28 protein-coding genes are annotated in these 24,376 nt (G+C 65.2%); 15 read left to right on the forward strand and 13 right to left on the reverse strand.

All coding sequences use genetic code 11. From position 1 onward, the window contains the following. The first annotated feature begins 24 nt into the window (after window positions 1-24). The 4 genes from narJ (at window position 25) to ACIBG0_RS24275 (ending at window position 3,001) form a co-directional block, all read left to right on the forward strand. Complete coding sequence (gene narJ / locus ACIBG0_RS24260) at window positions 25-705, forward strand: nitrate reductase molybdenum cofactor assembly chaperone (protein ID WP_397035249.1); 681 nt, start codon at window positions 25-27, stop codon at window positions 703-705. After that, window positions 702-1,442, forward strand: coding sequence for a respiratory nitrate reductase subunit gamma (gene narI, locus ACIBG0_RS24265; protein ID WP_397035250.1), 741 nt, complete (start codon window positions 702-704; stop codon window positions 1,440-1,442). Before narJ ends, narI begins: the two co-directional genes overlap by 4 nt. A gap of 186 nt (window positions 1,443-1,628) precedes the next feature. Continuing rightward, window positions 1,629-2,615 (forward strand): alpha/beta hydrolase, encoded by a 987-nt coding sequence (locus ACIBG0_RS24270; RefSeq protein ID WP_397035251.1) that lies wholly within the window; start codon window positions 1,629-1,631, stop codon window positions 2,613-2,615. Window positions 2,616-2,662: 47 nt separating this feature from the next. Then, window positions 2,663-3,001, forward strand: coding sequence for a TfoX/Sxy family protein (locus tag ACIBG0_RS24275; protein WP_397035252.1), 339 nt, complete (start codon window positions 2,663-2,665; stop codon window positions 2,999-3,001). A 4-nt stretch (window positions 3,002-3,005) separates the two neighbouring features. Here the strand turns inward: ACIBG0_RS24275 and ACIBG0_RS24280 are convergent, their stop codons facing one another. Then, the gene (locus ACIBG0_RS24280; RefSeq protein ID WP_397035253.1) at window positions 3,006-4,706 is read right to left on the reverse strand and encodes a metallophosphoesterase; all 1,701 of its coding nucleotides are present in this window, start codon (window positions 4,704-4,706) and stop codon (window positions 3,006-3,008) included. A gap of 283 nt (window positions 4,707-4,989) precedes the next feature. On the opposite strand from ACIBG0_RS24280, the gene ACIBG0_RS24285 reads away from it, so the two are divergent. Next, window positions 4,990-5,436, forward strand: a complete 447-nt coding sequence (locus ACIBG0_RS24285) for a cupin domain-containing protein (RefSeq protein WP_397035254.1) — start codon at window positions 4,990-4,992, stop codon at window positions 5,434-5,436. A 43-nt stretch (window positions 5,437-5,479) separates the two neighbouring features. Here ACIBG0_RS24285 and ACIBG0_RS24290 read toward each other — a convergent pair whose 3' ends face one another. Continuing rightward, a complete protein-coding gene (locus ACIBG0_RS24290; RefSeq protein WP_397035255.1) occupies window positions 5,480-5,614 on the reverse strand; it encodes a hypothetical protein in 135 nt (44 codons plus the stop codon). Between the two features lie 235 nt (window positions 5,615-5,849). Between ACIBG0_RS24290 and ACIBG0_RS24295 the strand changes: the two genes are divergently transcribed. From ACIBG0_RS24295 to ACIBG0_RS24310, 4 genes are all read left to right on the forward strand, one after another. Further along, window positions 5,850-6,269 (forward strand): pyridoxamine 5'-phosphate oxidase family protein, encoded by a 420-nt coding sequence (locus ACIBG0_RS24295; protein ID WP_397035256.1) that lies wholly within the window; start codon window positions 5,850-5,852, stop codon window positions 6,267-6,269. A 107-nt stretch (window positions 6,270-6,376) separates the two neighbouring features. Further along, a complete protein-coding gene (locus tag ACIBG0_RS24300; RefSeq protein WP_397035257.1) occupies window positions 6,377-6,829 on the forward strand; it encodes a VOC family protein in 453 nt (150 codons plus the stop codon). A 293-nt stretch (window positions 6,830-7,122) separates the two neighbouring features. Continuing rightward, window positions 7,123-7,386 (forward strand): type II toxin-antitoxin system Phd/YefM family antitoxin, encoded by a 264-nt coding sequence (locus tag ACIBG0_RS24305; RefSeq protein ID WP_397035258.1) that lies wholly within the window; start codon window positions 7,123-7,125, stop codon window positions 7,384-7,386. Between the two features lie 4 nt (window positions 7,387-7,390). Continuing rightward, window positions 7,391-7,660, forward strand: a complete 270-nt coding sequence (locus ACIBG0_RS24310; RefSeq protein ID WP_397035259.1) for a Txe/YoeB family addiction module toxin — start codon at window positions 7,391-7,393, stop codon at window positions 7,658-7,660. A 71-nt stretch (window positions 7,661-7,731) separates the two neighbouring features. Here ACIBG0_RS24310 and ACIBG0_RS24315 read toward each other — a convergent pair whose 3' ends face one another. Further along, window positions 7,732-8,643: an NAD-dependent epimerase/dehydratase family protein gene (locus tag ACIBG0_RS24315; protein ID WP_397035260.1), complete on the reverse strand. Its 912-nt coding sequence runs from the start codon at window positions 8,641-8,643 to the stop codon at window positions 7,732-7,734. A 129-nt stretch (window positions 8,644-8,772) separates the two neighbouring features. Here ACIBG0_RS24315 and ACIBG0_RS24320 point away from each other — a divergent pair, with 129 nt between their 5' ends. Then, entirely contained in the window at window positions 8,773-9,732 is a 960-nt protein-coding gene (locus tag ACIBG0_RS24320) for a GlxA family transcriptional regulator (protein ID WP_397035261.1), read from the forward strand. Here the strand turns inward: ACIBG0_RS24320 and ACIBG0_RS24325 are convergent. From ACIBG0_RS24325 to ACIBG0_RS24340, 4 genes are all read right to left on the reverse strand, one after another. Continuing rightward, on the reverse strand, window positions 9,690-9,938 hold the full coding sequence (locus ACIBG0_RS24325; protein ID WP_397035262.1) for a type II toxin-antitoxin system Phd/YefM family antitoxin: 249 nt from the start codon (window positions 9,936-9,938) through the stop codon (window positions 9,690-9,692). The genes ACIBG0_RS24320 and ACIBG0_RS24325 overlap by 43 nt on opposite strands. Window positions 9,939-10,074: 136 nt before the next feature. Continuing rightward, the gene (locus tag ACIBG0_RS24330; protein WP_397035263.1) at window positions 10,075-10,281 is read right to left on the reverse strand and encodes a DUF397 domain-containing protein; all 207 of its coding nucleotides are present in this window, start codon (window positions 10,279-10,281) and stop codon (window positions 10,075-10,077) included. A 19-nt stretch (window positions 10,282-10,300) separates the two neighbouring features. Beyond that, window positions 10,301-10,507: a DUF397 domain-containing protein gene (locus ACIBG0_RS24335; RefSeq protein WP_397035264.1), complete on the reverse strand. Its 207-nt coding sequence runs from the start codon at window positions 10,505-10,507 to the stop codon at window positions 10,301-10,303. Then, complete coding sequence (locus tag ACIBG0_RS24340; protein WP_397035265.1) at window positions 10,504-11,019, reverse strand: DUF5753 domain-containing protein; 516 nt, start codon at window positions 11,017-11,019, stop codon at window positions 10,504-10,506. Before ACIBG0_RS24340 ends, ACIBG0_RS24335 begins: the two co-directional genes overlap by 4 nt. Window positions 11,020-11,187: 168 nt before the next feature. On the opposite strand from ACIBG0_RS24340, the gene ACIBG0_RS24345 reads away from it, so the two are divergent. Beyond that, window positions 11,188-11,604, forward strand: coding sequence for a hypothetical protein (locus ACIBG0_RS24345; protein WP_397035266.1), 417 nt, complete (start codon window positions 11,188-11,190; stop codon window positions 11,602-11,604). A gap of 259 nt (window positions 11,605-11,863) precedes the next feature. Here the strand turns inward: ACIBG0_RS24345 and ACIBG0_RS24350 are convergent, their stop codons facing one another. The 6 genes from ACIBG0_RS24350 to ACIBG0_RS24375 all read right to left on the reverse strand — a co-directional run bounded on the left by ACIBG0_RS24350 (window position 11,864) and on the right by ACIBG0_RS24375 (window position 20,260). Further along, window positions 11,864-12,676 carry a sirohydrochlorin chelatase gene (locus tag ACIBG0_RS24350; RefSeq protein WP_397035267.1) on the reverse strand — a complete coding sequence of 271 codons (813 nt, stop codon included), beginning with the start codon at window positions 12,674-12,676 and terminating at the stop codon, window positions 11,864-11,866. Further along, on the reverse strand, window positions 12,673-13,914 hold the full coding sequence (locus tag ACIBG0_RS24355) for a uroporphyrinogen-III synthase (RefSeq protein WP_397035268.1): 1,242 nt from the start codon (window positions 13,912-13,914) through the stop codon (window positions 12,673-12,675). The genes ACIBG0_RS24350 and ACIBG0_RS24355 overlap by 4 nt, the downstream gene beginning before the upstream one ends. Before the next feature lie 3 nt (window positions 13,915-13,917). Then, window positions 13,918-14,349 carry a nitrite reductase small subunit NirD gene (gene nirD, locus ACIBG0_RS24360; RefSeq protein ID WP_397035269.1) on the reverse strand — a complete coding sequence of 144 codons (432 nt, stop codon included), beginning with the start codon at window positions 14,347-14,349 and terminating at the stop codon, window positions 13,918-13,920. Window positions 14,350-14,413: 64 nt separating this feature from the next. Next, window positions 14,414-16,963, reverse strand: coding sequence for a nitrite reductase large subunit NirB (gene nirB / locus ACIBG0_RS24365; protein ID WP_397035270.1), 2,550 nt, complete (start codon window positions 16,961-16,963; stop codon window positions 14,414-14,416). Between the two features lie 26 nt (window positions 16,964-16,989). Further along, window positions 16,990-18,453 carry a nitrate/nitrite transporter gene (locus ACIBG0_RS24370; RefSeq protein ID WP_397035491.1) on the reverse strand — a complete coding sequence of 488 codons (1,464 nt, stop codon included), beginning with the start codon at window positions 18,451-18,453 and terminating at the stop codon, window positions 16,990-16,992. A gap of 547 nt (window positions 18,454-19,000) precedes the next feature. Continuing rightward, complete coding sequence (locus ACIBG0_RS24375; RefSeq protein ID WP_397035271.1) at window positions 19,001-20,260, reverse strand: MFS transporter; 1,260 nt, start codon at window positions 20,258-20,260, stop codon at window positions 19,001-19,003. 65 nt (window positions 20,261-20,325) lie between these two features. On the opposite strand from ACIBG0_RS24375, the gene ACIBG0_RS24380 reads away from it, so the two are divergent. The 4 genes from ACIBG0_RS24380 to ACIBG0_RS24395 all read left to right on the forward strand — a co-directional run bounded on the left by ACIBG0_RS24380 (window position 20,326) and on the right by ACIBG0_RS24395 (window position 24,367). After that, window positions 20,326-20,997, forward strand: coding sequence for a FadR/GntR family transcriptional regulator (locus ACIBG0_RS24380; RefSeq protein WP_397035272.1), 672 nt, complete (start codon window positions 20,326-20,328; stop codon window positions 20,995-20,997). A 189-nt stretch (window positions 20,998-21,186) separates the two neighbouring features. Next, a complete protein-coding gene (locus ACIBG0_RS24385; RefSeq protein ID WP_397035273.1) occupies window positions 21,187-22,671 on the forward strand; it encodes an MFS transporter in 1,485 nt (494 codons plus the stop codon). Between the two features lie 276 nt (window positions 22,672-22,947). Then, on the forward strand, window positions 22,948-23,457 hold the full coding sequence (locus tag ACIBG0_RS24390) for a GNAT family N-acetyltransferase (protein ID WP_397035274.1): 510 nt from the start codon (window positions 22,948-22,950) through the stop codon (window positions 23,455-23,457). Between the two features lie 67 nt (window positions 23,458-23,524). Next, entirely contained in the window at window positions 23,525-24,367 is an 843-nt protein-coding gene (locus tag ACIBG0_RS24395) for a hypothetical protein (RefSeq protein WP_397035275.1), read from the forward strand. Window positions 24,368-24,376: the final 9 nt, after the last annotated feature.

The following is a 24,376-nucleotide window of genomic DNA, read 5'->3' on the forward strand; positions in this document are numbered from 1 at the left end:
TCCGCTGACACCCGGAGGCGCATGATGGCACTGCTGAAGGTGCGCCGCAGGCCCGAGCCCGTCGCTCAGCTATCCGAGCGCGAGTGCCGCCTGGTATGGCGAATCGCCGCGCTGCTGCTCGACTATCCGAGCGAGCAGATGTTGGCGACCGTGGATCAGATCGATGATGCCGCAACGCAATTGCCCGATGTGGTGGGCGCGCCGCTGTTGGAATTCATCCACCATCTACGCGCTACCCCGCCGATTGCGCTGGCCCAGCAGTACGTCGAGACCTTCGACCTGCGCCGCCGCTCCAGCATGCACCTGACGTTCTATGCCTATGGCGACACCCGCAAACGCGGTATGGCGCTGTTGCGGTTCAAACACGCCTACCGGCACGCCGGTGTCGAACTCGGTGACGAGGAGCTGCCCGACCACCTGCCGGTGCTACTGGAGTTCGCCGCGACCGTCGACCCGATCGGCGGTGAACGCCTACTCGGCGAACACGTTCCGGTGATCGAACTACTGCGACTCTCCCTGGTGGACAACGGATCCCCGTACGCCGCGGTGCTGGCGGCCGTCGTTGCCACCCTGCCGCCGCTGACCACTGCCGACCGGCGTCGCATCGCCGAACTCGCCGCCCAGGGACCGCCCGAGGAAGAGGTCGGCCTCGACCCCTTCGCCATGGACCCATCGCTGTTCGACGGATCGGAAGCCCGCCGATGACCACCGCCTTCTGGATGACGCTGCCCTACGTGGCCTTCACCTCGTTCGTGCTCGGCCACCTGTGGCGTTACCGCAATGACCAATTCGGCTGGACCACACGGTCGTCCCAGATCTATGAGAGCCGACTGCTGCGGCTGGGCAGCCCGCTGTTCCACTTCGGCATGCTCGGTGTCATCGGTGGCCATGTACTCGGTGTGCTGATTCCGGAATCCTGGACCAACGCTGTTGGCATCTCCGAGCACACCTACCACGTGGTCGCGGTCGCGGCGGGTTCGGTCGCCGGACTCGCGGTCATTCTCGGTGTCGGCATCCTGCTCTACCGCCGAATCACCGTTGCGGCCGTGCGCAAGGCCACCACCCGCAATGACCAGCTCATGTATGTACTGCTGGCCGCCGCGCTGGTCACCGGTCTGCTGAACACCTGGGGTAGCAATCTGCTGTGGGGTACGTACAACTATCGCGAGACCGTATCCCCGTGGTTCCGCAGCCTTTTCACCGTCCATCCCGAGCCCGAGCTGATGGTCGGCACGCCGTGGACCTTCCAATTGCACGGTCTCGTCGTGCTGACCCTCATCGCCATCTGGCCCTACACCCGGCTGGTCCACATGTTCAGCGCGCCGCTCGGCTACCTGACCCGGCCGTACATCGTGTACCGCGCCAAGGAATCCAACGCCCCCGACAAGCGCCGCTACGCGCGCGCCTGGGATGCCCCCGTCACGCCCGAAACCTGGCGCTGACCCCGAGTTCGGGTCCTCTCACCCGATGCCCCGCGGCCCCGTCCTCTCTCATCGGGAGGGCGGGGCCGTGTTATTTGTGAGCAAACACGCCCGGCGAATGCCGAGGACGCTCGAGCTGCTGTGATAGGAATTCGACCCATGTACCGGCCTGTGCCAATGGTTCGCTCGCCACGCTCTACTGTGTCGATGATTCGCTCACTGCGCTCCCTTACGCGGTGCCTGGTGTCCCTATTGGCGGTCTGCGCCGCGTCCGTCCCCGTAACCGCCGGAGCCGATCCCGGCCCCCACATTCTCGATGTCCGGCCGCTGGGCGGGCGGCAGTTCGAGGTGGTGGTCCATTCGGCGGCGATGAATCGGCCCATCGCGCTGTGGATGTCGCACCCCGGTTCGGGTGCGCCCGCGTTCTATCTGCTCAATGCGGTCGACGGCGGCGAGGACGGCGGCCCATGGACGCGCCGCACGGATATCGCGGATTTCTTCGCGGATAAGAACGTCAATGTGATCGTGCCGATGGGTGGGCGCGCGAGCTACTACACCGATTGGCTCAACGACGATCCGGTGCTCGGCCGCAATAAATGGACGACCTTCCTGACCCAGGAACTGCCGCCGCTGCTGGATTCACGGTTCGGTATGACCGGACGCAACGCCATCGCGGGCGTATCGATGTCGGCGACCTCGGCGCTGAATCTGGCCATCAACGCACCCGGCCGGTATCAGGCGGTGGGCGCCTACAGTGGCTGCCCACGCACCAGCGATCCCGCCAGCAATGCCTATGTGCACGCCGAACTCGCGGTCTTCGGCGCGAATGCGGACAACATGTGGGGCGCCCCGGACAATCCGGCCTGGGCCGAAAACGATCCCATGCTGCACGTCGACCGCCTGCGCGGCTCGGCGCTCTACGTCTCGTCGGGCACTGGTGCACCCGGACCGCACGAAAACCTCGGCGATGGCGGCATCGACGGTAATCCGATCCGCCTGCTCGATCGCATGATGGTCGGCGGTGTCATGGAGACCGTCATCGATGGCTGCACCCGTCCCTTCGTGGACCGGCTGGCCGCGGCGGGTATCCCCGCCACCGTGAATATGCGTCCGGGTGGCACACACGCTTGGGCGTACTGGCAGGACGACGTGCACCAGTCCTGGCCGCTGTTCGCCGCCGCTCTGGGTGCGTAGCGAACGCTTCGTGACGAACTTGTCGGTGCCCTGTTCGACAATGCGGTATGGCATATGACAAGGTGCTCGCCGATCGGATACGGGAGCTGATCGACCCGACGCCCGAGGTGAGCGAGAAGAAGATGTTCGGCGGTCTCGCCTTCCTGATCAACGGCAATATGGCGGTCGCGGCGAGTTCGAAGGGTGGTCTGCTCGTCCGCGTCGACCCGGAGGAGAGCACCACCCTGCTCGCCCGCGAACACGTCGGCACGATGGTCATGGGCGGTCGCGAAATGAACAACTGGCTGCGGGTCGACGGCGCGGCCGTCGCCGATGACGCGGCGCTCGATGAATGGGTCGACCGCGGCGTCAGCTATGCGCGTTCGCTTCCGCCGAAGGAGAAGTAGCGGTTCAGTGGACCAGGCGGCGGAAGGTGAGTTTGTCGAATTCTCGACCGTATTCGTCGACCGCGACCACATCCATTTCGCTGGCGAAGATGCCGGGGCGGACATCGACGCGCAGGAACGAGTAGTTGCGGAAGCGCACCCGCGACCAAGGGGCCGCTTCGTCCTGTTTGCCGCCGGACGCTGTCCACACATAGCTGTTCGGGACCGTCGTGTCCGGTAATTCGTGGCCGCGGAAGGTTTCCTGCGAACCGGGCTGGAAGTCGTAGCGCGGGCGACCGCCACCGCCGACGGTGTAGTAGACCGTGCCGTCGGTGTCGGGGTAGACGATCGAATTGTCCGCGGCGATCCTGGTCGCGGCGCCACCGCGGATCGGATCGGTGCGCTCGTAGACATGATTGTGGCCCTGCAGCACCAGATCCACCTGATATCGGTCGAACAGTCCGGCCCACGCATCGCGTACGCCGCCGTCGCTGGCATGGGAGTCGGTGGTCGAGTACGCGCAGTGGTGGAAGAAGCAGACCAGGAAGTCGATATTCGGGTCCGCGCGGTAGGCGGCGAGAGTGCTCTCCACCCAACTCGTCTGCGCCCCACCGGAATACCCGGTATTGGCCTTGATCTCATAGGTGACATCATTCGCGTCGAGCGAGAGCACCGCGACATTGCCGTAGGTGAACGAGTACGCCGATGGGCAGCCCGCCGGACCGTTGCCCGGGAAGTCCAGCCGTGCCAGATGGCCGCCGTAGCCGTGCTGGCCGTAGGTCGCTTCCATATCGTGGTTGCCGGTGGCGAACATCCACGGCGTCTCGGCGGCACTGCGTTCGATGGCCCCGAAGTAGACATCCCAGACGTAGGGGTTGTACTTGTCGAAACCGGTTTCGAGCTTCGCGCCGTTGGCGACGAATTCGTTCGGCCGGCCGCCGCCGGATGGGTCGGCGTAGGCGATATCACCGGCGAGAATGTGGAAATCCGGTTCGGCGGCGGCGATTTGGCGCAGCACATTGCTCGCGTGCGGTGCGTTCGGATCGTTATCGGGTTTGTAGTACTTGTCGTCGTAGTCGCCGGGCACGGTGCCCTGCGGCAACGCCGGCGTTTCGTCGGTGCCCTGATCGCCCATCATGGTGAACCGGAAAGGCAGGATCGCACTGCGCGCACTCGGCATCGCGGGTGCGGCGGCGCGGATATCGCCGGTGAACCCGTCGGAGGTACGCCAGCGATAGAAATGCGGCACACGTCCGGGTAGGCCGTCCACCGGAGCGTGCACATAGAACTGTTCGGCCGCGAGGACACCGCTGTCGGCGGCGGGAACCTGGGTCAGTAGATTGCGCACCTCGGCCTCGATGGTGCCGCCGAGGGCGGGCGTCGGGCCGTGGTCCAGGAAGACCTTGGTGCCGGCCGGTGGTCGAGAGAGCTGACCGGCGAACCGGAGCTGACTCGTCGCATCCGGCCCGTATCCGACCCGTCGACCGCCGACCGCGAGCTGCACGTCCTCGGCGTAGGCGCGCCTACCGAACGGTGAGGTTCCCACGGCCGCCACCGCGGCGGCCGCTGCCGCACCGCGCAGCACGTTACGTCGCGAAACCGCGTGTCGCCGTAGATAATTCCGATGCCACTCGTGCTGCTCGTCCATGGTCATATGGGCGGCCTTGGCAGCGGGAATTCCGGTATCCGGCAGATCGCCAGCGGGGTTCATCGGATTCGACGGCACGGCACGATGCTCTACGGCCGCGGCATATCACGCAACCCGACACCGCTTCCCACGCACGAACAGTTCCCGAACTCTGGTCTGGAGTACGACACGCCGAGAGCAGCCAGATAGCCGGGCACCCGAGACTGGCGTGTCCGGCGACGACATGGGGTGTCCGCATGTGTCGGCGCAGCGCCGGTCCGGCCTTGGCCCGCGCGAGCAAATCGCCCAAAACTCACGGGTACTCCAGCAACAGAGGCGATCTCCCCTTTCCCGCACAGCGTCTTCGGGCTACGCTGCGGCGATGACGCCCTTCACGTGTGCGGCGACCGCGGCGATCGTCCTGGGTGGTTCCGTATTCGGTGCCGCGACCGCACATGCGACGCCAGGCACCGATATCACCGCGGTCACCCTTGCCCAGACGCAAATCCCCGCGGGCCTGCTGCCGTTCGCGGCGCGCACCGACCTCGTCGTCCGCGAAATCACCATTGCCCCAGGCGGTTCCACCGGCTGGCACTATCACTACGGACCGGTCTTCGGCTTCGTCCGCTCGGGCACCCTCACCCATCCGGGCCCCGACTGCGTGGCTCCGGTATTTCACACCGGCGATTTCATCTACGAGCCCGAGGGCGCCTGGAACGTGCACATAGGCCGCAACCTCGGCCCCGACCCCCTCGTCCTCGACGTCGTCTACGCACCGCCCACCGGTAAGCCGCTGTTCGAAGACGCCGACGCCCCCGACTGCGCGTAGCCGCCTCGACACCCTTTTCACCGATGGTGTGCCCAATTCCCGGCTACCGCATATCCAGCACCATCTTCATCGGAACGCGGATCTCACCACCAGGCTCGACAACCGCGTCCTGGCTCCCTTCGATACGCGGCTCGGCGCTCCAGCCGAGCAGTACCGTCACGACGTGACCGCGGGGCACCCCGCCGCCACCGTCGTAACAACCACTCCCCCAGAACCGAGGATCAGTCCCGGCGCGGAAACCGTCTATGTGACGGCCGTCGCGCGTTCGCCGCAGCACGGAACGTCGCCGGTCTCGTCATGGCCCCATCATGCCCCGCACAGCGGGCGCCTTCCACCGCGAGAACCAGCACCAGCGAGTCCGACGCGCCAAAACGAGGTAGAATCGAACATAAGTTCGAATCGAGGGGATCTGGATGCGGGCGTTACGTCGAGCCGAGATTGCCGGGTTGCTGGCCAGCGATATCGTCGCGCACCTGGCCACCATCGACGCGGCCGGATATCCGCACGTCACACCGATATGGTTCCTGTGGGATCAGCAGACGTTTCGGCTGACGAGTTGGGCTGGGCGGCCACATTTGCGGCGGATCCTGGCGAATCCGCGAGTCGGACTTGTGATCGACCGGGAGGTTGTGGGTTCGCGCGACGGCGGGCAGCGGCCGAATCGGCAGGTTCGGGTGATCGGGGACGCCGAACTGACCCTCGACGCGGATGGTGTGTGGACCCAGCGCATCTGGGAGAAGTACGGCAGTGGGCCGGTGCTGGGCGAGGTGGAGCGCGCGCGGGTGCTGATCACGATCACTCCAGACCGCTTCATCGCCGTCGCGAGCGTCTGACCTGCGCGAAAAATTTCTTCAGAAATTTCGCGGAGATATGTCGAAGGCGTAAGAGCAGCTTCGACCGACAGGTGACAGCAGGTCATAATCAATCCAAGGAGCCCACCATGTCGGTCAACACATTCCTCTGGTTCGACAGCAACGCCGAGGAAGCCGCCACCCGCTACACCGCACTGATCCCCAACTCTCGCATCTCGGATGTCAATCGCCGCCCGGATGGCTCGGCATTCATCGTCTCGATCGAACTCGACGGCCACCCGTACACCCTGATGAACGGCGGTCCCGGACATCCGTTCACGGATGCCGCATCGATCCAGGTGATCGTGGATACCCAGGCCGAGGTCGATCGCCTGTGGGACGACCTTGTCGACGGCGGCGAGCCAGGGCCGTGCGGCTGGCTCACCGACCGCTACGGCCTGTCCTGGCAGGTCGTCCCCGCGACCCTGCCCACCCTCATGGACAGTGCGAACCCCACCAAGACCGCCGCCGTCGCCGCGGCGCTGCAGTCCATGTCCAAGCTCGATATCAAGGTTCTGCAGGACGCCTACGACAACGCCTGAGACTGGACAACTCGTCTGTTGTCCGGCACCCCAACACACCGGTGCTCGGCTACGACAAGAGGTGCCCGGCCGTGTCGGCGCAGCGCCGGTGCACGGCCGTGATGGTCGACGAACTCCGGTTTTGGCAAGAATCTGCAAGCGCCAGCACGGATTCCAGTGAATGCGGCGGATCTACCCACTACGGACTCGCCCGGTCCGCGCCACCGTCACGCGCTCAGAGCGTCGCGCCGCCAAGCTCCACACCTCGCACGTGTCGTACAATAAGTCGTACCACTACGTGCGAGGTGTGAGAGATGGCCAAAGCTCTACCGATATCGACCGTGCGCCAGAACCTGTTCGGACTGGTGCAGCAGGTCAACGACGACCACGACACCGTGACTATCGTGTCCAAGAGCGGCGAGAACGCCGTACTCATGGCCGAAAGCGATTACAACTCGCTCATTGAAACGCTGTACGTGCTGCGCACACATGGCGGGGTGAAGCTACTCCAGTCCGCCGAGGACGCCCGCGCGGGACGCACCGAGGCACACGAGCTCATCGACCCCGACCAAGACTGAGCCCGTGGCCGACCGGAAACTCACGTTCACCGCGCAAGGCGGGAAGTCCTACACGGACTGGCTGACCACCAATCGGGCCGTACTGAAAGGCGCGAACAAAATGATCGGCGCGGCACTGCGCGACCCGTTCGAGGGGATCGGTAAACCTGAGCCGCTACGCCACCACCTTGCCGGGCACTGGTCACGGCGCATCACCCTGGAGCATCGGTTGGTCTACTACGTGACAGACACCGAAATCGTTGTGGTGCAAGTCGGTTCACACTACGAAGACTGACGGATGAACGACAAGGCCCTCGAGACTGCGGCATTCAACGCCCTCCGGAATGCCGCGGTCGTAGCGCCAGATCAGGATGTCGCGACCACCTCCGCAAAGACCTCGTCGAGGTTGCTCGCGGTGAGTCCGAAAGTCTCCCGGGTGGTTGTGTCGTCGACGGTGAACTCGCGGTGCGACATGTGGTAGGTCTCGAACAATTCGGCCCAGAACGGGTCGGTGTAGCCGAGCAGGGTCAATTCGCGGTCGTTCATCACCTCGAGTCGCGGATTCGGGGCATCCGCTGCGGTGGCGAAGCGCTCGGCGGCGGCACGCAGGGTGCTGGTGATCGTCGGCGCAAGCCAGGCACGTCCCCAAGCGGTTTTGCTACGCGCGACCGCTACGAGTGCGGCGGCCGCGTCACCGATCGCGGTGTAGGAGTGCGGCAGGTCCAGGTCCTGCGGTACCAGAGCGAGTTGGCCCGCAATCACTTTCGGCTGCACCAGCAGCGAGAACAGCGATACCGCACCGCGGCCGAGGAATTGGCCCGCCCTGACCTCGGTGACGCGCACCCGGCCCGCATCGTGCGCCGCCTTGGCATCGAGCCACATCCGTGCGCGCACCCGTCCCTTGGGTCCGGTGGCCGCCAGCGGTGTGTCGTCGGTGACCACACCTTCCACCGGACCGTAGCCGTACAAGTTGCCGAGCATCACGTAATCCGCACCGGACTGCTCTGTGGCGGACAGGATGGCCCCGAACAGTGGCGGTACCGCCTCCGGCCAGGTGTGATAGGCGGGCATCGCGGTATTGAATACGGTGTCCGCCCCCTTGACGAGATCGGTGAGCGCGGCCGCGTCCACGGCATCGGTGGCGATCAGCTCGATATCGGGATGCTGCGGGCCGGTCCCACTGCGGCTGATCATCCGCACCTGGTCACCGGATTCGGCCAACCGGACCGCGGTTGCCGAGGCGGTGGCGCCCCGGCCGATGATGACATGCGAAGGCATGCGACTTCCCTTCTGAGACAAGATGATTCACGCAACCGAGACAATCTGCCGATCGCGTGCCATCAACATTGCCGGGCGCGCGAGCGCTAGACTAGTGGCCGGTTAGCCATCTATCCCAAGGATCCAGCCATGAAGACCGTGGCCGTTGTCGCCGTCGCGCCGGTGAAGCCCTTCGAACTCGCCATGCCCGGAACCATGCTCGGCACGGTGACGGTGGACGGTGAGCCGTGTTATCGGATGGTGGTGTGCACCGCCGAACCCGGCGTGGTTCCCGGCGCGCTGGGCGGCTTCGATGTCGTGGTGCCGCGCGGACTGGATGCGCTCGACGAGGCGGATACCGTCATCGTGCCGAGCACCGGCAGTCGTGGCACCGCCGATGCGGCCACCCTCGCGGCACTGCGCAGGGCCGTCGACCAAGGCAAGCGGGTCACCTCGATCTGCAGCGGCGCTTTCGTACTGGCACAAGCCGGATTACTGACCGGACGCACCGCAACCACGCACTGGGGACTGGCCGACGAACTCGCCGCGATGTTCCCGGACGTGAACGTGCGCACCGACGCACTGTTCATCGAGGACGGACCGGTGACCACCGCCGCCGGTGCCGCCGCTGGAATAGATCTGTGCCTGCACCTGATCCGCACCGACTACGGTGCGACGGTCGCCAATGCCGCAGCCCGCGCCGCCGTGGTGACACCGGTGCGACCAGGCGGCCAAGCCCAATTCGTCGACTCGCCACTGCCGCCCAAGAACGGACTGACACTCTCGGCCACCCGCACATGGGCCTTGGAACGACTCGACACTCCCCTATCCCTGGACGATCTGGCCACCCACGCCCGCACCAGCGTGCGCACCCTCACCCGTCGCTTCCACGAGGAAACCGGCCTGAGCCCCCAGAAATGGCTACTGCACCAACGCATTCAGCGCGCCCGCGAACTCCTCGAATCCACCACCCTGCCGATGGACCAAGTGGCCCGCCACAGCGGCATCGGTTCCGCAGAATCCCTGCGCCAGCACATGATCCGCCACGTGGGCCTACCCCCGAGCGCCTACCGCGCCTCCTTCACCCGCACCCCGTCATCGGCAAGCTGATCCCGCAATCCAGCATCAGCGAGTGGCAGATCCGCGAAGAAGGCCCGCGTCGGCACAGTGGACGGACGCTCGCGGCGAGGCACCAGCAAGGCGACCGGCCGCGCGTTCACGGTGACTTCGAAGGTTTCCCCGGCCTCGACTCGCCGCAGCACGTCATCGACGTGATTACGCAGTTCACGCATCGAAATCCGCGCAGGCTGAGACATGAATTCAGCGTAGCGATTTCGCTTCAGATTGTTGGTCCACAATCGAATAGCGTGTGCACGAACCAACTCTCGGGCGATACATAAGGAACGCCCCGCCTGAGCACTGCCTCGGGCGGGGCGCATATCTCGAATGGGGTTAGGGGCGCTCGAACTCACTATCATTCACGCCAGCAGTGAAGGCATCCCATTCGGATGGCGTGAAAACGAGCGCCGGGTCGCTGGGGTTCTTGCTGTCGCGCACTCCGATCATGTCCCCGTCGAGGAACGCGACCTCCACGCACTGACCGCTGGTCTCGCTGTAGCTACTCTTCTTCCAGCGCACCCCTGACAGATCAACATTCACGCCATGTACTCCTGTCGGGTCAGCGGCGCTCGAACTCACCATCGTTCACGCTAGCGGTGAAGGCCGACCATTCGCCCGGGGTGAATACGAGCGCCGGACCGGTTGGGTTCTTGGAGTCGCGGACACCAACCATGCCGCCATCGAGGAACGTAACCTCCACACATTCCTTGGTCGCGGTGCTTCGGCTGCTCTTGAACCACTTGGCACCGGATAGATCAGCGTTCACCCTCGATACTCCTTCGCGACCTGCCGGAGCAGGCTCCTGCTTCTGGGCTCATCCAGCGCAGCTTGCTGAATGGCCTCATAAGCGCCAGCGTACCGGCGCAGGCTAGCGGATTTCTCCAGGTAGAGGTCACCAGTGAAGATCTCGGCATAGACCACGGTGCGCACGCCCGCGCCAAACCGCAGGATGACGAATGATCCGACGGGATCGCCGAGCGGGATGCCCGCAGCGAAGGGAAGCACTCGGACAGTGATGTTAGTACCGGTGCTCATGTCGGCGAGATGGCGTAATTGGGCAGCCATCACCTTGCCACCACCAACGACGCGTCGAATCGCGCCCTCGTGGATGACAACCTGGAAGGCGACCGGGTTGACCTTGCGGGTGATGAGAAGCTGCCGTCGCATCTTCAACTGAACACGGCGTTCGATTTCCTCTGTCGCATCAAGCGGAAGCGCGCTGCGCATGAGTGCGCGGGCATAATCGGGGATTTGCAACAGGCCAGGGATCAACACCACTTCCGGATGCGCAGCCCGGAACCATCCTGTTCGACGTAAATCCAGATCTGGCCGATGCGCGCGAGTTGCTGCCCGCGCACGACGACCTCTGGGACGTGCTACGCAACGACTATTGGACCGCGCTGCTGTGCGCCGCAGGCCTCCCAAACCCATTGGGGCACAATGCAGATGAATGATATCGAGACCCACCGAGATGAAATCGCCCCCGCTGTAAAGGCACTGCTCACCGCCTTCCACGAAGACACGCGACGCAAGCTCGAACTGGCTCCCACCGATAGCGTCACGCTGTGCCAGCTCGCGGACGGCTCATTGTGTGTGGTGGGCGCGGACGGCTGGCTCATCGAGTATGACGACCTGGACGAATCCGATGTTATCGATCTCAACCTGACCAGCGCCGTGCCGTATGCGTCTGCGCTTGTCGAACATTCCGGGTGCCATGAGCCCGACCTACACTGTGATGCGGCCCGTGGATGCCAAATGGACGGGTGCAGGTGCGAGCCAGACGAACCACGTCACGGGGCTGGGCAAATACGAATGCGCGGACCAACTGGCGAAAATGCTGGGCGAGAAAGCCATTGGCGGTGACGGGATATCGACTCCGCACTCGCCGAGCATATCGAGGTGGTGAAGCTGATCCGTGACACGATCAAAGTGTCGGTCCAACGGATCAGCGAGCAGGAGCAGCAGAACGCCCAGAGCACCGCTGGTATTCAGATCCAATGACATTCTCCGGAACCAGCCAACGACTACCAGTCCCTGTGACAGCGAAGGCGCCCTAACCTGATCGAACCGGTTAGAGCGCGTTCGCCACAAATATCAGCGCCCGTACTGCGTGGCTTACGCGCTACGCCCCGCTGACTTCCACAGGGAATGTGTTGGCCCGCATCAGTTCTCGGGCAGCGGCACGGTAGCGGTCGGCGATCAGGCGGACCACGGCGGGGTGAACGCCGATCGGTTCAGCAACACCATCAGCACCTGCCTCGTGCAAACGCTGCTGGAACAGGCCATGTGCCAGCAGGTAGGAGGCGATGAAGACGCGCCGGGCACCCGACTCGCGGAGTTCGGCGACGACTTCCGGCACGCGCGGAGCTCCGGTGGCGACGTAGCCGATGCGAACCGGGACATCCAGATGTTCGGCCAGCATGCCTGCCGCGCGCCGAACGTCTTGGCGCGCACGGGCATCCGAGGAGCCGGCCGCCGCGAAGACCACCGCGTCACCGGGACGCCAGCCTGCGGCACGCAACCGCATGGCCATGATGCGGGCCAACGCCGGGTCCGGACCCATCGCGGGTGTCACCGTGACTTCGTGATGACCGCTCTCGGCCACCTCGCGCGGCACATCTTGATAGACGTGGTATCCGGAGGCGAGGAAGGCCGGAACCACCACGGCGGGAACGGCTTCCCCCGCGGAATCGGTCAGATCGCGCAGCACCTCGGCCGGCGACGGACCGAGCACATCCACGAAAGCGGTACGCACCCAAGGTAGTTCGGCGTCGCGCCCCGAAACCGCGGCGCCGAGCTCACCCACCCCGCCGGCTCCGCCGGCTGCCGTCCCCCTGAACTCCTGCACTACCGCCTCCGCGAGCGCGGCGATCATCTGCACACCCCTGGTACTCCTGGTGCCGTGTGCGACCAGGACCAGGGCCGGAGCGGTCACCAGCTCCCCGCAGGTTGTGCGTACCTCGGCGCGCGGGCCGGGGTACCGATACCCGCTACCGGCGCACGACCGGTAGCTACCGCGCGCGGAAAGTCATCGGCGCAATCCGCGGCATCCAGCGCCAGCCGGTAGCCCCGCTTGACCACGGTCTGAATGGCTTTCGGCGTACCGAGCCCAGCGCGCAGCCGCGCGATCGCGGTCTCCACGGCATGGGTATCGTCACCACCACCGGGCAGCGCCGCGAGCAGATCTTCCCGGGACACCACCCGGCCGGGCTGTCGCGCCAGCGACCGCATCAACGCCATCGGCGCGGGCGCGAGTTGGCGCACCGAACCGTCCACCACCACGCACGCCCCGCGCACGCTGATGGTGTGTCCAGCAGCCTGAATCCGATTGGCGCGCCGCGGCAATTCCTCGGCGACGTGGCGGGCCAGCGCACCCAGGCGCGCCCGCCCGGGCATCGAGGTCGCCACACCCAATTCCTCCAGCGGAGCCGCGGTGATCGGTCCGACGCAGGCGGGTAGCACCCGTCCGCGCAGCGCGTGCAGCACACCCTCCAGCAGCCCGGTTTCCTTGGCGCGCATCAACGTCGACGCCACGGCGGGCGCGCTGGTGAAGGTCACGCAGTCCAGGCTGGAGGTGATGATGGCCTCGATCAGGTTGTCCATCGGGCCCTGATCATCCGGCGGCACCCATCGATACACCGGCACCGGCACGACATCCGCACCGGCACAACGCAATACCTCACAGAAGTCCGGTACCGGCTCCCATTCGGTTGTCGCGCCGTGCAATTGGACCGCGATCCGCACACCCTCCACACCCTCGGCGAGCAGGTGATCGAGCACCTCGGCCGAGGATTCGGATGCGGGCGACCATTCCTCACGCAATTCCGCGGCGCGGATGGCGCCCTTGGCTTTCGGTCCACGCGCCAGCATCCTGGTGGACGACAGCGTCAGCCGCAGATCTTCGGCGATGCCCCAGCCCTCGGCCGCTTCCATCCAGCCGCGAAATCCGATGCCGGTGGTGGCCACCACGATCTGCGGGGGATCGGCAACGATCTCGCGGGTCACCCGCTCCAGTTCGGTGTCGTCGGACAGCGGGATGATGCGGATAGCGGGAGCGGCGACGATACCGGCACCCCGTCGGGTGAGCAGCGTGGCGAACTCATCGGCCCGCCTGGCGGCCGTGACGCCGACTGTGAAACCGGCCAGACAGGCGCCCGTATCGATTGTCGTCATGCTTTATCCACCGTCCGCGGCGACAAGACCGGCATCAACCGGCTCATTGGAAACCGAAACGATGCCGTCCTCGACGCGCACCGCGTATACCGGCAGCGTCGCCGAGTCGTCGTCCAAGCAGCGCCCGTCCAGCAGCGAGAACGCCTGCTTCAGCAGCGGTGAGGCCACGACCGGAATACCGCCGCGGTCACCGACGATCCCGCGCGACATGACTGCCGCGCGACCGATCGGATCGATATTGCCGACGGCGGCGAGGGTGCCGTCGGTCATCAGGAATAGAGCGGCCTGACGGCCGCCCTTCAGCAACACCGCGACGCCGCGGCCGGGAATCAGGTAGTCGAGTCGGCACGCCTGCGTCCAACCCGAAGGGGATGGCAAGTCATGGGTCAACACAGTGGTAGCTGTGGCAATGCCGGGGGTATCCATCACGGTCATCGGTGTCATCCTCCAAACGCCTTACCCATTGGTACCGGCGTCCTGTTTCTTCGGGGTTAAGCGGCTATTTCCCGTGTGTGGCGACCGGGATTTCCGGTATGCCGAGCAACACAGGCACCTTCCGCTCCCCGGTCTCATCGAACGAAATGGTCGGATCTGCCTCTTCCGGAGCATTGACAAAGGACACGAAACGCGACAGTTTCTCCTCGTCCTCGAGCACCGCGGCCCATTCGTCGCGGTAACCGGCGACATGCTGGGCCATGGCCGCCTCCAGATCCGCGGCGATACCGAGGCTGTCCTCGCACACGACCTGCTTGAGGTACTCGATGCCACCCTCCAGCGCCTCCTGCCACGGCGCGGTGCGCTGCAGCCGGTCGGCGGTGCGAATGTAGAACATCAGGTACCGGTCGATGTACTTGATCAGCGTCTCGTCGTCGAGTTCACCGGCCAGCAGGACCGCATGCTTCGGGGTCAGACCGCCGTTACCACCGACATACAGGTTCCAGCCCTGCTCGGTGGCGATCACACCGACGTCCTTACCGCGCGCCTCGGCACATTCCCGGGCGCAACCGGAGACGGCCAGCTTCAGCTTGTGCGGCGAGCGCAGGCCGCGGTAGCGCTTCTCGAGCAGTACGGCCATGCCGACCGAATCCTGCTGGCCGTAGCGGCACCAGGTGGAGCCGACGCAGCTCTTCACGGTGCGCAGCGACTTGCCGTACGCGTGCCCGGATTCCATGCCGACATCGACCAGGCGCTGCCAGATCTGCGGCAGCTGTTCGACACGGGCGCCGAACAGGTCGATGCGCTGACCACCGGTGACCTTGACGTAGAGGTCGAATTCCTTGGCGATCTGACCGATGGTGATCAGCTGATCCGGGGTGACCTCACCGCCGGGCATCCGCGGCACCACCGAGTAGGTGCCGTTCTTCTGCAAATTCGCCAGGAAGTGGTCGTTGGTGTCCTGCAGCGCGGCCTGTTCGCCGTCGAGGATGTGATCGCTCGAGGTGGAGGCCAGGATGGAGGCGACCGTCGGCTTGCAGATATCGCAGCCGGTGCCCGTGCCGTGCTTGGCGATCAGGGCGGAGAAGGTGCGGATGCCGGTGACCTGGACGATCTGGAACAGCTCGGCCCGCGACTGCGAGAAGTGCTCGCACAGCGCCTTGGACATCTCCACGCCGGACTGCTCGAGCAGCTTCTTGAGCATCGGAACGCAACCGCCGCAAGAGGTTCCCGCGGACGTGCACTTCTTGATACCCGCGATATCGCAGGCGCCCTCTTCGATGGCCCCGCAGATCGCACCCTTGGAAACGTTGTTGCAGGAACAGATCTGGGCATCGTCGGGCAGCGAGTCGGCGCCGAGTTCGGCACCGGCGGGTGAGATCAGCGCTGCCGGTTCGGCGGGCAGCGGACGCCCGACCAGCGGACGCAGCGCCGAGTACGCGGTCGCGTCACCGACCAGGATGCCGCCCAGCAGGATCTGTGCGTCGTCGGAGACGACGAGTTTCGCGTAGGTGCCCTTGGCGGCGTCGTGCAGCACGACCGACAGCGCGCCCTCGGTGGTGCCGTGCGCATCACCGAAGCTGGCCACATCGACGCCGAGCAGCTTGAGCTTGGTCGACATGTCCGCGCCGGGGAATTCGCCCGCGCCACCGAGCAATCGGTCCGCGACGATCTCGGCGGTGGTGTAGCCGGGGGCGACGAGGCCGTAGCAAACGCCTTCCACCGCAGCGCATTCGCCGATCGCGTAGATATTAGGATCGGAGGTCTGCAGACCCAGGTCGGTGATGATGCCACCGCGCGGGCCGACCTCGATGCCGCTGTCGCGGGCGATCTGGTCGCGCGGGCGGACACCGGCGGAGAAGACCACCAGTCCGGCCTCGATCACCGTCTCGTCGGAGAGCGTAACCTTCAGGCGCTCAGCCGTTTCCGCGTCCGCGACGGTCTCGATTGATGCGGTGCCGACACCGGTGTGCACCTGTAGCCCCAGATCGACGACCAGCTTCTCCAGGATGGCGCCACCACCCTCGTCGACCTGGGCGGGCATCAGACGGGGGTTGAACTCCACCACATGCGGCGTCATACCGAGCAGACGCAGCGCGTTGGCCGCCTCCAGACCGAGCAGACCACCACCGACGACCACACCGGCCGCGCCGGGTCCGGCCGCGGCGGCTGCCGCGCGGATGCCGTCCAGGTCATCGATTGTCCGGTAGACGAAGCACTCCGGCAGATCGTGGCCAGGGACCGGCGGTACGAACGGGTACGAACCGGTCGCCAGCACCAGCGCGTCGTAGGCGATGGTGTCGCCCGCCGAGGTGGTGACCTTGCGCGCCTCGCGGTCGATGGACTGCGCGGACTGGCCAAGGCGCAGCTCGACCAGCTCGTCACCGACGTATTCGTTACCGGGCAGCGCCAGCGCGGCGGCCTCCCAGTTGCCGACGTACGACGAGAGTCCGACGCGGTCGTAGGCGGGCAGCTGCTCCTCGCTGAGGATGACGACCTGCCACTGGCCTGCCTCGTCCCGGGACCGCAGCGCCTCGACGAAGCGGTGCCCGACCATGCCGTGGCCGACGACCACGACGGTCTTGCGCTGGGTGGGGTCGACTGTCGAGTTCATGACTGTCCTCCGATGGTGATAGGGCGTCAGGCTCGGGCCGACGTGCTGGTGGACTGGGACGAGTTGCCTGCCTCGGCTTCGAGGACGAGCGCCTCGGCCTCCGTGACGACCTCGGAGTCGACGCCGCCGCGCGGGCGGCGCAGGAACACCAGATAGGTCACCGCGGCGCAGGCCACGTAGAAGGCCATGAAGACCCAGAACGCGGTGGTCGCCGATTTGGTCGAGGCGTAGGAGGAGCGCAGCACGAGGTTGATCGCGACGCCGCCGAGCGCACCGATCGCGCCGACGAAACCGATGAGCGCACCGGATGTGTTCTGTGACCAGGAGGCCTGGGCGGCCGGACTCGCGTCCAGGCTCTTGGATTTGGCGTCGAAGACCGACGGGATGATCTTGGTGACCGCGCCGTTGCCGATACCGGACACCACGAACAGCGCGATGAATCCGGCCACCAGCGCGGTCATCGCGGCGCCGCTCGGTACTCCGCCGCTGCGGTCACCCGCAGCGCTCGCCACGGCCACCAGGACAGCGGCCGCGGTCATCACGGCGAAGGTGTACATGCTGACTCGGCTACCGCCGATCCGGTCGGCCAACTTGCCGCCGTACGGCCGGGCCAGTGAACCGAGCAGCGGACCGATGAACGCGATCTGCGCGGCGTGCAGTGTGGCCTGCGCGACGGTGTCACCACCGGCCTTGAAGCTGATCTGCAGCACTTGACCGAAGGCGAAGCTGTAGCCGATGAACGAACCGAAGGTGCCGATGTAGAGGAAGGCGATCGCCCAGGACTGCGGCACCTTGAGCGCCGTGATCATGTAGGACAGATCGGCCTTCTGGTTTTTCAGGTTGTCCATGAACAGCGCCGCGCCGACACCGGCCAGCGCGACGAGCACGAGGTAGATCGCGCAGATCAGCGAGGCGTAGCCGTTGCCGAGGGTGGCGATGACCAGCAGACCGACCAGCTGGATGACGGGCACGCCGATATTTCCACCGCCCGCGTTCAGCCCGAGCGCCCAGCCCTTCAGCCGCTGTGGGTAGAAGGCATTGATATTGGTCATCGAGGAGGCGAAATTGCCGCCGCCGAATCCGGCGAATGCGGCCACCACCAGGAAGGTCGTGTACGAGGTGCCCGGCTGATTGATGAAGTACAGCGTGAGCAGCGTCGGAATGAGCAGCAGCGTGGCACTGAAGATGGTCCAGTTGCGACCGCCGAAGCGCGCCGTGGCCACGGTGTAGGGAATGCGCAGGAACGCACCGACCAGCGTCGGCATGGCGACCAGGAAGAACTTGCCAGCCGGATCGATGCCGAACTTGTCGGTTGGCATGAACAGCACCATGACCGACCAGATGGACCACACCGAGAACCCGACATGCTCGGCGAAGACCGACCAGATCAGATTGCGCCTGGCGACGTCTTTGCCACCGGCCTCCCAGGCCGCGACATCCTCGGCATCCCAATGCTCGATGTTGTGGTTACGCGTCAGCGTGCTCAACAGGGGCCTCCCAAAATCGGTTAGCCCCACGGTAGGAAACGGGTATTGCCGAAATGCTGCCCCAAATGACCGTCAAATCAACGGTTGCTCACGATTACCGGGAAAGCCGGGTGAGTTTCAACGAAATGTTTCGGCCATGTGACACACCGGTTTCCGCACGTCACAAACAGCCGATCTTCGAATTACCGGCGCGTGAGGTGTGACGCACGCGCTCCCTCGCATTGTCACGATGTGATCCGCCACGCACAGCATGGCCGCCCCCGCACAACCTCGCAACTCGAGTTGTGAGCTCGCAGTGCCTCGTCCACCCACGCCACCCGCTCGCCGGGCGTAGTCATATGGCGGTCGGATGCGGCGTGCGCGACCACCGTTCGACTGCGTTCGACGGAAACCCTCCACATCCGGCGTCATCTTCGCCAGCAGTTCGGGATCGGCGATAAGTAATTTCGCTCGGAACTGCCGGTCGCGGTGCTGGCCGATGAGATCCTCACCGAGGGTGCCGGACAGATTCGCCACCGCTCGATACGGCAGAAGTCGTCTGGACGCGGCGTCAGCCCCAGGTGTCTTCGAGCATGCGCGGCTTGCAGGCCTGCCATGCGCCGATGAGCAGCACCAGCACCGCGACGACGAGCATCGCGAACGGTGCGGCCCAGCCCTCGGTCGCGCTGTGCAGCATCCCGAACAGCACCGGACCGACGCAGGCCACCGCGTATCCGACGCCCTGGGTGAAGCCCGACAGCGCGGCCGAACCCTGCGGGGTTCTGGTGCGCATATTGATCAGCGTCAGCGCCATCGGGAAGGTGCTCGGACCGAGGCCCAACAGCACGACCCACAGCAGCGGCGCACTCATCGGCGCGAGCAGCAGTCCGGCGAATGCGGTGAAAAAGAAGACGACACAGCCAACTACGAACCCGAACGGATTGCGGAACCGCGCGACCACCGTCGGTGCGGTGAATGCCGACACCAGGCCGACCAGCGCGAACACACCGACCATGGTCCCGCCGAATGCGGCACTCGCACCCGCCTCGGACAGGATCTTGGGCAGCCAGGTGAACATGGCGTAGGTGGTCAGCGAGGTCATGCCGAACATGCCCGCCATGCCCCAGGCCACCGGCGAACGCCATACCTTTCCCTTGCGGCCCTGGGTCCGCTGCGGCAGCGCGGTGCTGTCGACCTGGTCGTGGCCGCGGCGATCACGCAGCACACCGAGCCACGGCAGCGCGGCGGCGAAGCCGAGAATTGCCCACAGCCCCAAGGAGATCCGCCAACCGTGTGCGTCGGCGACCGGCACCGCGATCAGCGCGGGCACCACGGTGCCGAGCTGGACCATGGTGATGTACAGCGAGCTGACCACCGCGAGCCGGTCCGGGAAGTAACGTTTGACCAGCGGCGGAATCACCACATTGCCGATGCCCATGCCGCCGAGGGCCAACGCGGAGAAGATCAGTAGTTCGGCCGTGCCGCCGACTACCGCCCGAATCAGCATGCCGAGTCCAGCCATCAGCATCGCGACCAGTGCGGTGCGCTCCAGTCCCATCCGGCGCACGAAAAGCGGGGTGAGCAAACCAGAAACCGCGAACATCAGCGTCGGGATCATGCCGAAGACACCGACGACGGCCGTCGAGTAACCGATATCGGCGCCGATGCGCTCGGCCAGTGGCGAGAATGCGGTGACGGCGACCCGGAGGGTGAGCGCGGACGTCACAATGGCGGCGAGGACGAGCAGTCGGCCTTCCGTCAGTGCACGTTTGCGCCGCTCGACCCGGAGATAATCCGGGCGAGTCGTAGTTTCCGGGAGAGTTGCAGTCACCGCGAAATCATAGGATGACCCCATGATAGGAGGCAAGGATTTGTGATGGGCGGTACTCTGATGCCGTGCAACCCGTCCGGCGGACCAGCCTCATTGCCCAGGTAACCGAGCAGCTGCGTGCCGAAATTCGTTCCGGCCGTTGGCCTATCGGCTCCCGAATCCCCACCGAACCGGAGCTCACCGAGCTCACCGGAACCGGGCGGAATACAGTGCGCGAGGCGGTGCAGGCCCTCGTCCACGCCGGGATGCTGGAGCGTCGCCAAGGCTCGGGCACCTATGTCATCGCGGCCTCGGAGGTCGGCGGCACCCTCGCGAAGTACTTTGCCGATGCGGAGGAGCGCGATGTGCTGGAGCTGCGCATGGCGCTGGACACCAATGCCGCGGCACTGGCCGCGCGCCGGCGCGATGAGACCGATATCGCGAATCTGCGGCGGCTGCTGGAGGAACGCAGCCAGCAGCACTGGGACGAACAGAACGTCGCGGCGATCGAGGCCGATGTGGAACTGCATCGCGCGATCGTCGTCGCCAGCCACAACGCGATATATCTCGAGTTCTACGATTCGCTGCTGCCGATTATCGAACAGGTGATCCGGGCGCGGTCCGCGAAATCCGACGACGCCTACGACGCGGAGCACAATGAATTGGTGCAGGCCGTTATCGATGGCGATCCGGATCGAGCGGCGCAGGCCGCGCAATGTTTCCTCGCTTCGCTGATCGCCGAATATCCGGACCGCTAAAACTTCTGGTCGACCGACCGAAACCGTTGCTTCCGATGAGGTAACCAACTGGTCACCGAGCGGCACGCGGCCGTGTGAGTCGGATTTGCCTGGAACGTCACTCGGGGCCATTCACACGCAACAACCAGCTCCTACCTTTGTCTCGACCGCAGCTCGGCGAACCCACCGAGCCAGATCGAGAGGAAGCCGATGACTGCCGCAGTAGCTGCCACCGGCCAGCAGTCGGACACCCCAGTATTCACGCACCAGAAAAAGGGGCGCTGGCTGGATCACTGGGAGCCCGACAACACCGAATTCTGGGAATCGGGCGGCAAACTCACCGCCCGCAAGAATCTGATCTTTTCCGTCTTCGCCGAGAATCTCGGCTTCAGCATCTGGGTCATCTGGGGCACCGTGGTGACCAGCATGGGCCTGGCGGGCTTCGACTTCCTGGCCGGGCTCGGCAAGGGCAACCCGACCGCGGTGAGCAACGCCCTGCTGCTGACCTCGACCCCGACGCTCGTGGGTGCCGCACTGCGCATTCCGTACACCTTCGCCATTCCGAAGTTCGGCGGACGCGCGTTCACGGCATTCAGTGCGGCCATGCTGCTCATCCCGACACTTGGCCTGGCCTACTTCGTCAACCACCCCGGCACCCCCATGTGGGTATTCATGATCCTGGCCGCGCTGGCCGGTTTCGGCGGCGGTAACTTCTCGTCGTCGATGGCCAACATCTCGTTCTTCTTCCCGGAGGGGAAGAAGGGTGCGGCCCTGGGCATCAACGCCGCGGGCGGCAATCTCGGTGTGGCGCAGACCCAGTTGGTGCTGCCACTGCTGATCACCCTCGGCACGCACATCATGGCCAAGGACGCGGCGGGCTACCGCTTCGGCATCACGCTGTCGGTGCTGGTCTGGGTGCCGTTCATCCTGATCGCCATATTCGGCGCGCTGCGGTACATGGACAGCATCGGCACCGCCAAGGCCGACGGCAAGTCCTACAAACTGGCGCTGACCAATAAGCACACCTGGGTGATGTCGTTCCTCTACATCGGCACCTTCGGTTCGTTCATCGGGTTCTCCTTCGCCTTCCCGACGCTGATCAAGGCCAACTTCCCGGATCTGGCAAAGATCGGCTGGATTACGACCCTCGGCAACCTCGCCTTCCTCGGCGCGCTGGTCGGCTCGTTCAGTCGTCCGTTCGGCGGCTGGATCTCCGATAAAGTCGGCGGCGCCAAGATGACCATCTATGTCTTCGGTGGCATGGCGATCGCGTGTGTACTGATCATGGCCGGGCTGAAGGCGAAGAGCTTCCCGCTCTACCTGATCGCATTCCTGCTGCTGTTCGTGCTGAGCGGTATCGGCAACGGTTCGACCTACCGGATGATCCCGTCCATCTTCAACGCCGAAGCCAAGAAGTACGCCGCCGAACACGGACTCGACCTCGTCGACGCGGCGGCCTCGGCCAAGCGTCAGGCCGGTGCCGCGATCGGTGTCATCGGCGCGATCGGCGCCTCCGGCGGCTACCTGCTCCAGCAGGCACTTCGCCTGTCCAATATCAACTTCCACAGCATGAACCCGGCCTTCTGGGCCTACGCCGGCGCCTTCTTGGTGATGGCCGCGGTCACCTGGTTCTGCTACCTGCGCTCCTCGTTCGCCGTGGCGCGCGTCCCCTCCCTGGCCTACGCCAACGTATAACCACATCCCCCGCTAGACCCGAATGCCGCGCTGGAAGAGGTCCCCAGCGCGGCATTCGGCTGTCTTCGTCGAATCACATTGCTATGGTGGATATCACGCCGAATCAGTAGGCAGCACGAGGGGGCTCCGGCGAGATGGCAACCATCCGCATCACTATCCGCGACTGAGTAGGGATCGTTTTCGGCGGTCCCGGTCCGTCAAGTGCGCCAGCACTTTACGCTGGAAAGCAGACTCACATCGGGAGGGTGAGCATTGGATAGATCCGAGGGGGAACCGGTGTTCCGGACCGCGCGATTGGCCGATCTCGACGACATCGCCGCACTGGAGCGGGAACACTTCGGCGAGCTGTGCTACCCGTATGTGACGCTGCGGCAACTGTTCGACCTGCACGGACCCGATTGGGTGGTGGCCGAAATCGGCGGCAGAGTGCGCGGTTACGCACTCGTCGGCGTCGGCACCCGCCGACGCGGCTGGGTCATGGGTCTCGCGGTCGCACCGAACTACCGCAACCGCGGCCTCGGCCGTGCGCTGCTGGACCATGCCGTATCGAGTTGCCGCACCGCACAGGCGGATTCGGTGTATCTCACGGTGCGACCCACCGACCAACGCACGGCCAAGCTGTACAAGAACGCTGGATTCCGTTGGGCCGGACACGAACAGCGCTACTTCGGCGCAAACGAACCGCGAGATGTGCTGGTGCATCGCATCGATCCATGGCCGACCACCGCGCAGTTCCCCGGACCGAATGACAAGCACTGGCTCAAGGGCACTCGCGCACCGGATTGATAGTCGAATGTCATTGGTATGGTGGGTATCACGTCCAACGTGACGGCTGCACCCGGGGGAATACACGATGACCGAATATGCGGGCCTATCCCAACTGTCACCTGCTGTCAATTCGATGACCATGCTGATCGGCCGGCATGCCGACCGCTACGCCGGCGAGATCGCCGACTACTTCCAACAGGCCGGAGCCGAGTCCGAACAGCGGCTACTCGACTCCTTCAACACCCACGTCGAGACATTGGAGCTCGACTACGACCCGGCGAAGATCTCCCAGCCCGGCGACAGCCTGGTCTTCTCCCATATCTACGAGGTGGCCCAGGAACCCGCCGCGGACGGCGACGGACCACTGCCCGCATTGACGGCGCTGCTCGCCGCCGAAGTCGAATTCCGCGGACCACGCCGACTGAGCCGCACCCAGAACATCCGGATCGCCGAAACCTATGAGCATCTCGGCCGCGCGCTGATCGCCGCCGACCTGCCCCAACATGCCGTACTGGCCTTCAAACGCGCGGTGGGCCTGCACCGGGTCGAGGAGGACTTCGACGCCCAGGACCGCTGCGGGCATGCCTTGGCGCAGGCTCGCTGCCGCGCCATCGATCCGGTCTGGAAGCGGATCCCGCACTGGACCCTGGAATGGCTGTGCGGCTATGGTTTTCGGCCATTCCGGCTGCTCGGCTGGATCGCGGCCGTCCTACTCATCGGCACCTTCGTGCTGTGGGCGACTGACGGCCAGCCCATCCCGACCGCACTGCACATGTGCCTGATCAACTATCTGAATCCACTCGGGCTCGGCGATCTCGAGGACATCAGGGGCGCCGGACGCACGCTGCTGGTCATCGAGGCCTACGCCGGACTCGTGCTCAATTCGCTGTTCTTCGCGCTGCTGGTCCGGCGATGGTTCCGAATCTGACGCCGCGGT

Origin of the sequence: Nocardia sp. NPDC050630 (assembly GCF_044457245.1) — a bacterium.
Taxonomy (GTDB): Bacteria; Actinomycetota; Actinomycetes; order Mycobacteriales; family Mycobacteriaceae; genus Nocardia.

Bases quoted from the DNA above. Each gene is read 5' to 3' on its own strand.
- narJ (WP_397035249.1), top strand. From the start codon at position 25: ATGGCACTGCTGAAGGTGCGCCGCAGGCCCGAGCCCGTCGCTCAGCTA.
- narI (WP_397035250.1), top strand. From the start codon at position 702: ATGACCACCGCCTTCTGGATGACGCTGCCCTACGTGGCCTTCACCTCG.
- ACIBG0_RS24270 (WP_397035251.1), top strand. From the start codon at position 1,629: ATGATTCGCTCACTGCGCTCCCTTACGCGGTGCCTGGTGTCCCTATTG.
- ACIBG0_RS24275 (WP_397035252.1), top strand. From the start codon at position 2,663: ATGGCATATGACAAGGTGCTCGCCGATCGGATACGGGAGCTGATCGAC.
- ACIBG0_RS24285 (WP_397035254.1), top strand. From the start codon at position 4,990: ATGACGCCCTTCACGTGTGCGGCGACCGCGGCGATCGTCCTGGGTGGT.
- ACIBG0_RS24295 (WP_397035256.1), top strand. From the start codon at position 5,850: ATGCGGGCGTTACGTCGAGCCGAGATTGCCGGGTTGCTGGCCAGCGAT.
- ACIBG0_RS24300 (WP_397035257.1), top strand. From the start codon at position 6,377: ATGTCGGTCAACACATTCCTCTGGTTCGACAGCAACGCCGAGGAAGCC.
- ACIBG0_RS24305 (WP_397035258.1), top strand. From the start codon at position 7,123: ATGGCCAAAGCTCTACCGATATCGACCGTGCGCCAGAACCTGTTCGGA.
- ACIBG0_RS24315 (WP_397035260.1), bottom strand. From the start codon at position 8,643: ATGCCTTCGCATGTCATCATCGGCCGGGGCGCCACCGCCTCGGCAACC.
- ACIBG0_RS24320 (WP_397035261.1), top strand. From the start codon at position 8,773: ATGAAGACCGTGGCCGTTGTCGCCGTCGCGCCGGTGAAGCCCTTCGAA.
- ACIBG0_RS24325 (WP_397035262.1), bottom strand. From the start codon at position 9,938: ATGTCTCAGCCTGCGCGGATTTCGATGCGTGAACTGCGTAATCACGTC.
- ACIBG0_RS24345 (WP_397035266.1), top strand. From the start codon at position 11,188: ATGAATGATATCGAGACCCACCGAGATGAAATCGCCCCCGCTGTAAAG.
- ACIBG0_RS24355 (WP_397035268.1), bottom strand. From the start codon at position 13,914: ATGACGACAATCGATACGGGCGCCTGTCTGGCCGGTTTCACAGTCGGC.
- nirD (WP_397035269.1), bottom strand. From the start codon at position 14,349: ATGACCGTGATGGATACCCCCGGCATTGCCACAGCTACCACTGTGTTG.
- nirB (WP_397035270.1), bottom strand. From the start codon at position 16,963: ATGAACTCGACAGTCGACCCCACCCAGCGCAAGACCGTCGTGGTCGTC.
- ACIBG0_RS24385 (WP_397035273.1), top strand. From the start codon at position 21,187: ATGACTGCCGCAGTAGCTGCCACCGGCCAGCAGTCGGACACCCCAGTA.
- ACIBG0_RS24395 (WP_397035275.1), top strand. From the start codon at position 23,525: ATGACCGAATATGCGGGCCTATCCCAACTGTCACCTGCTGTCAATTCG.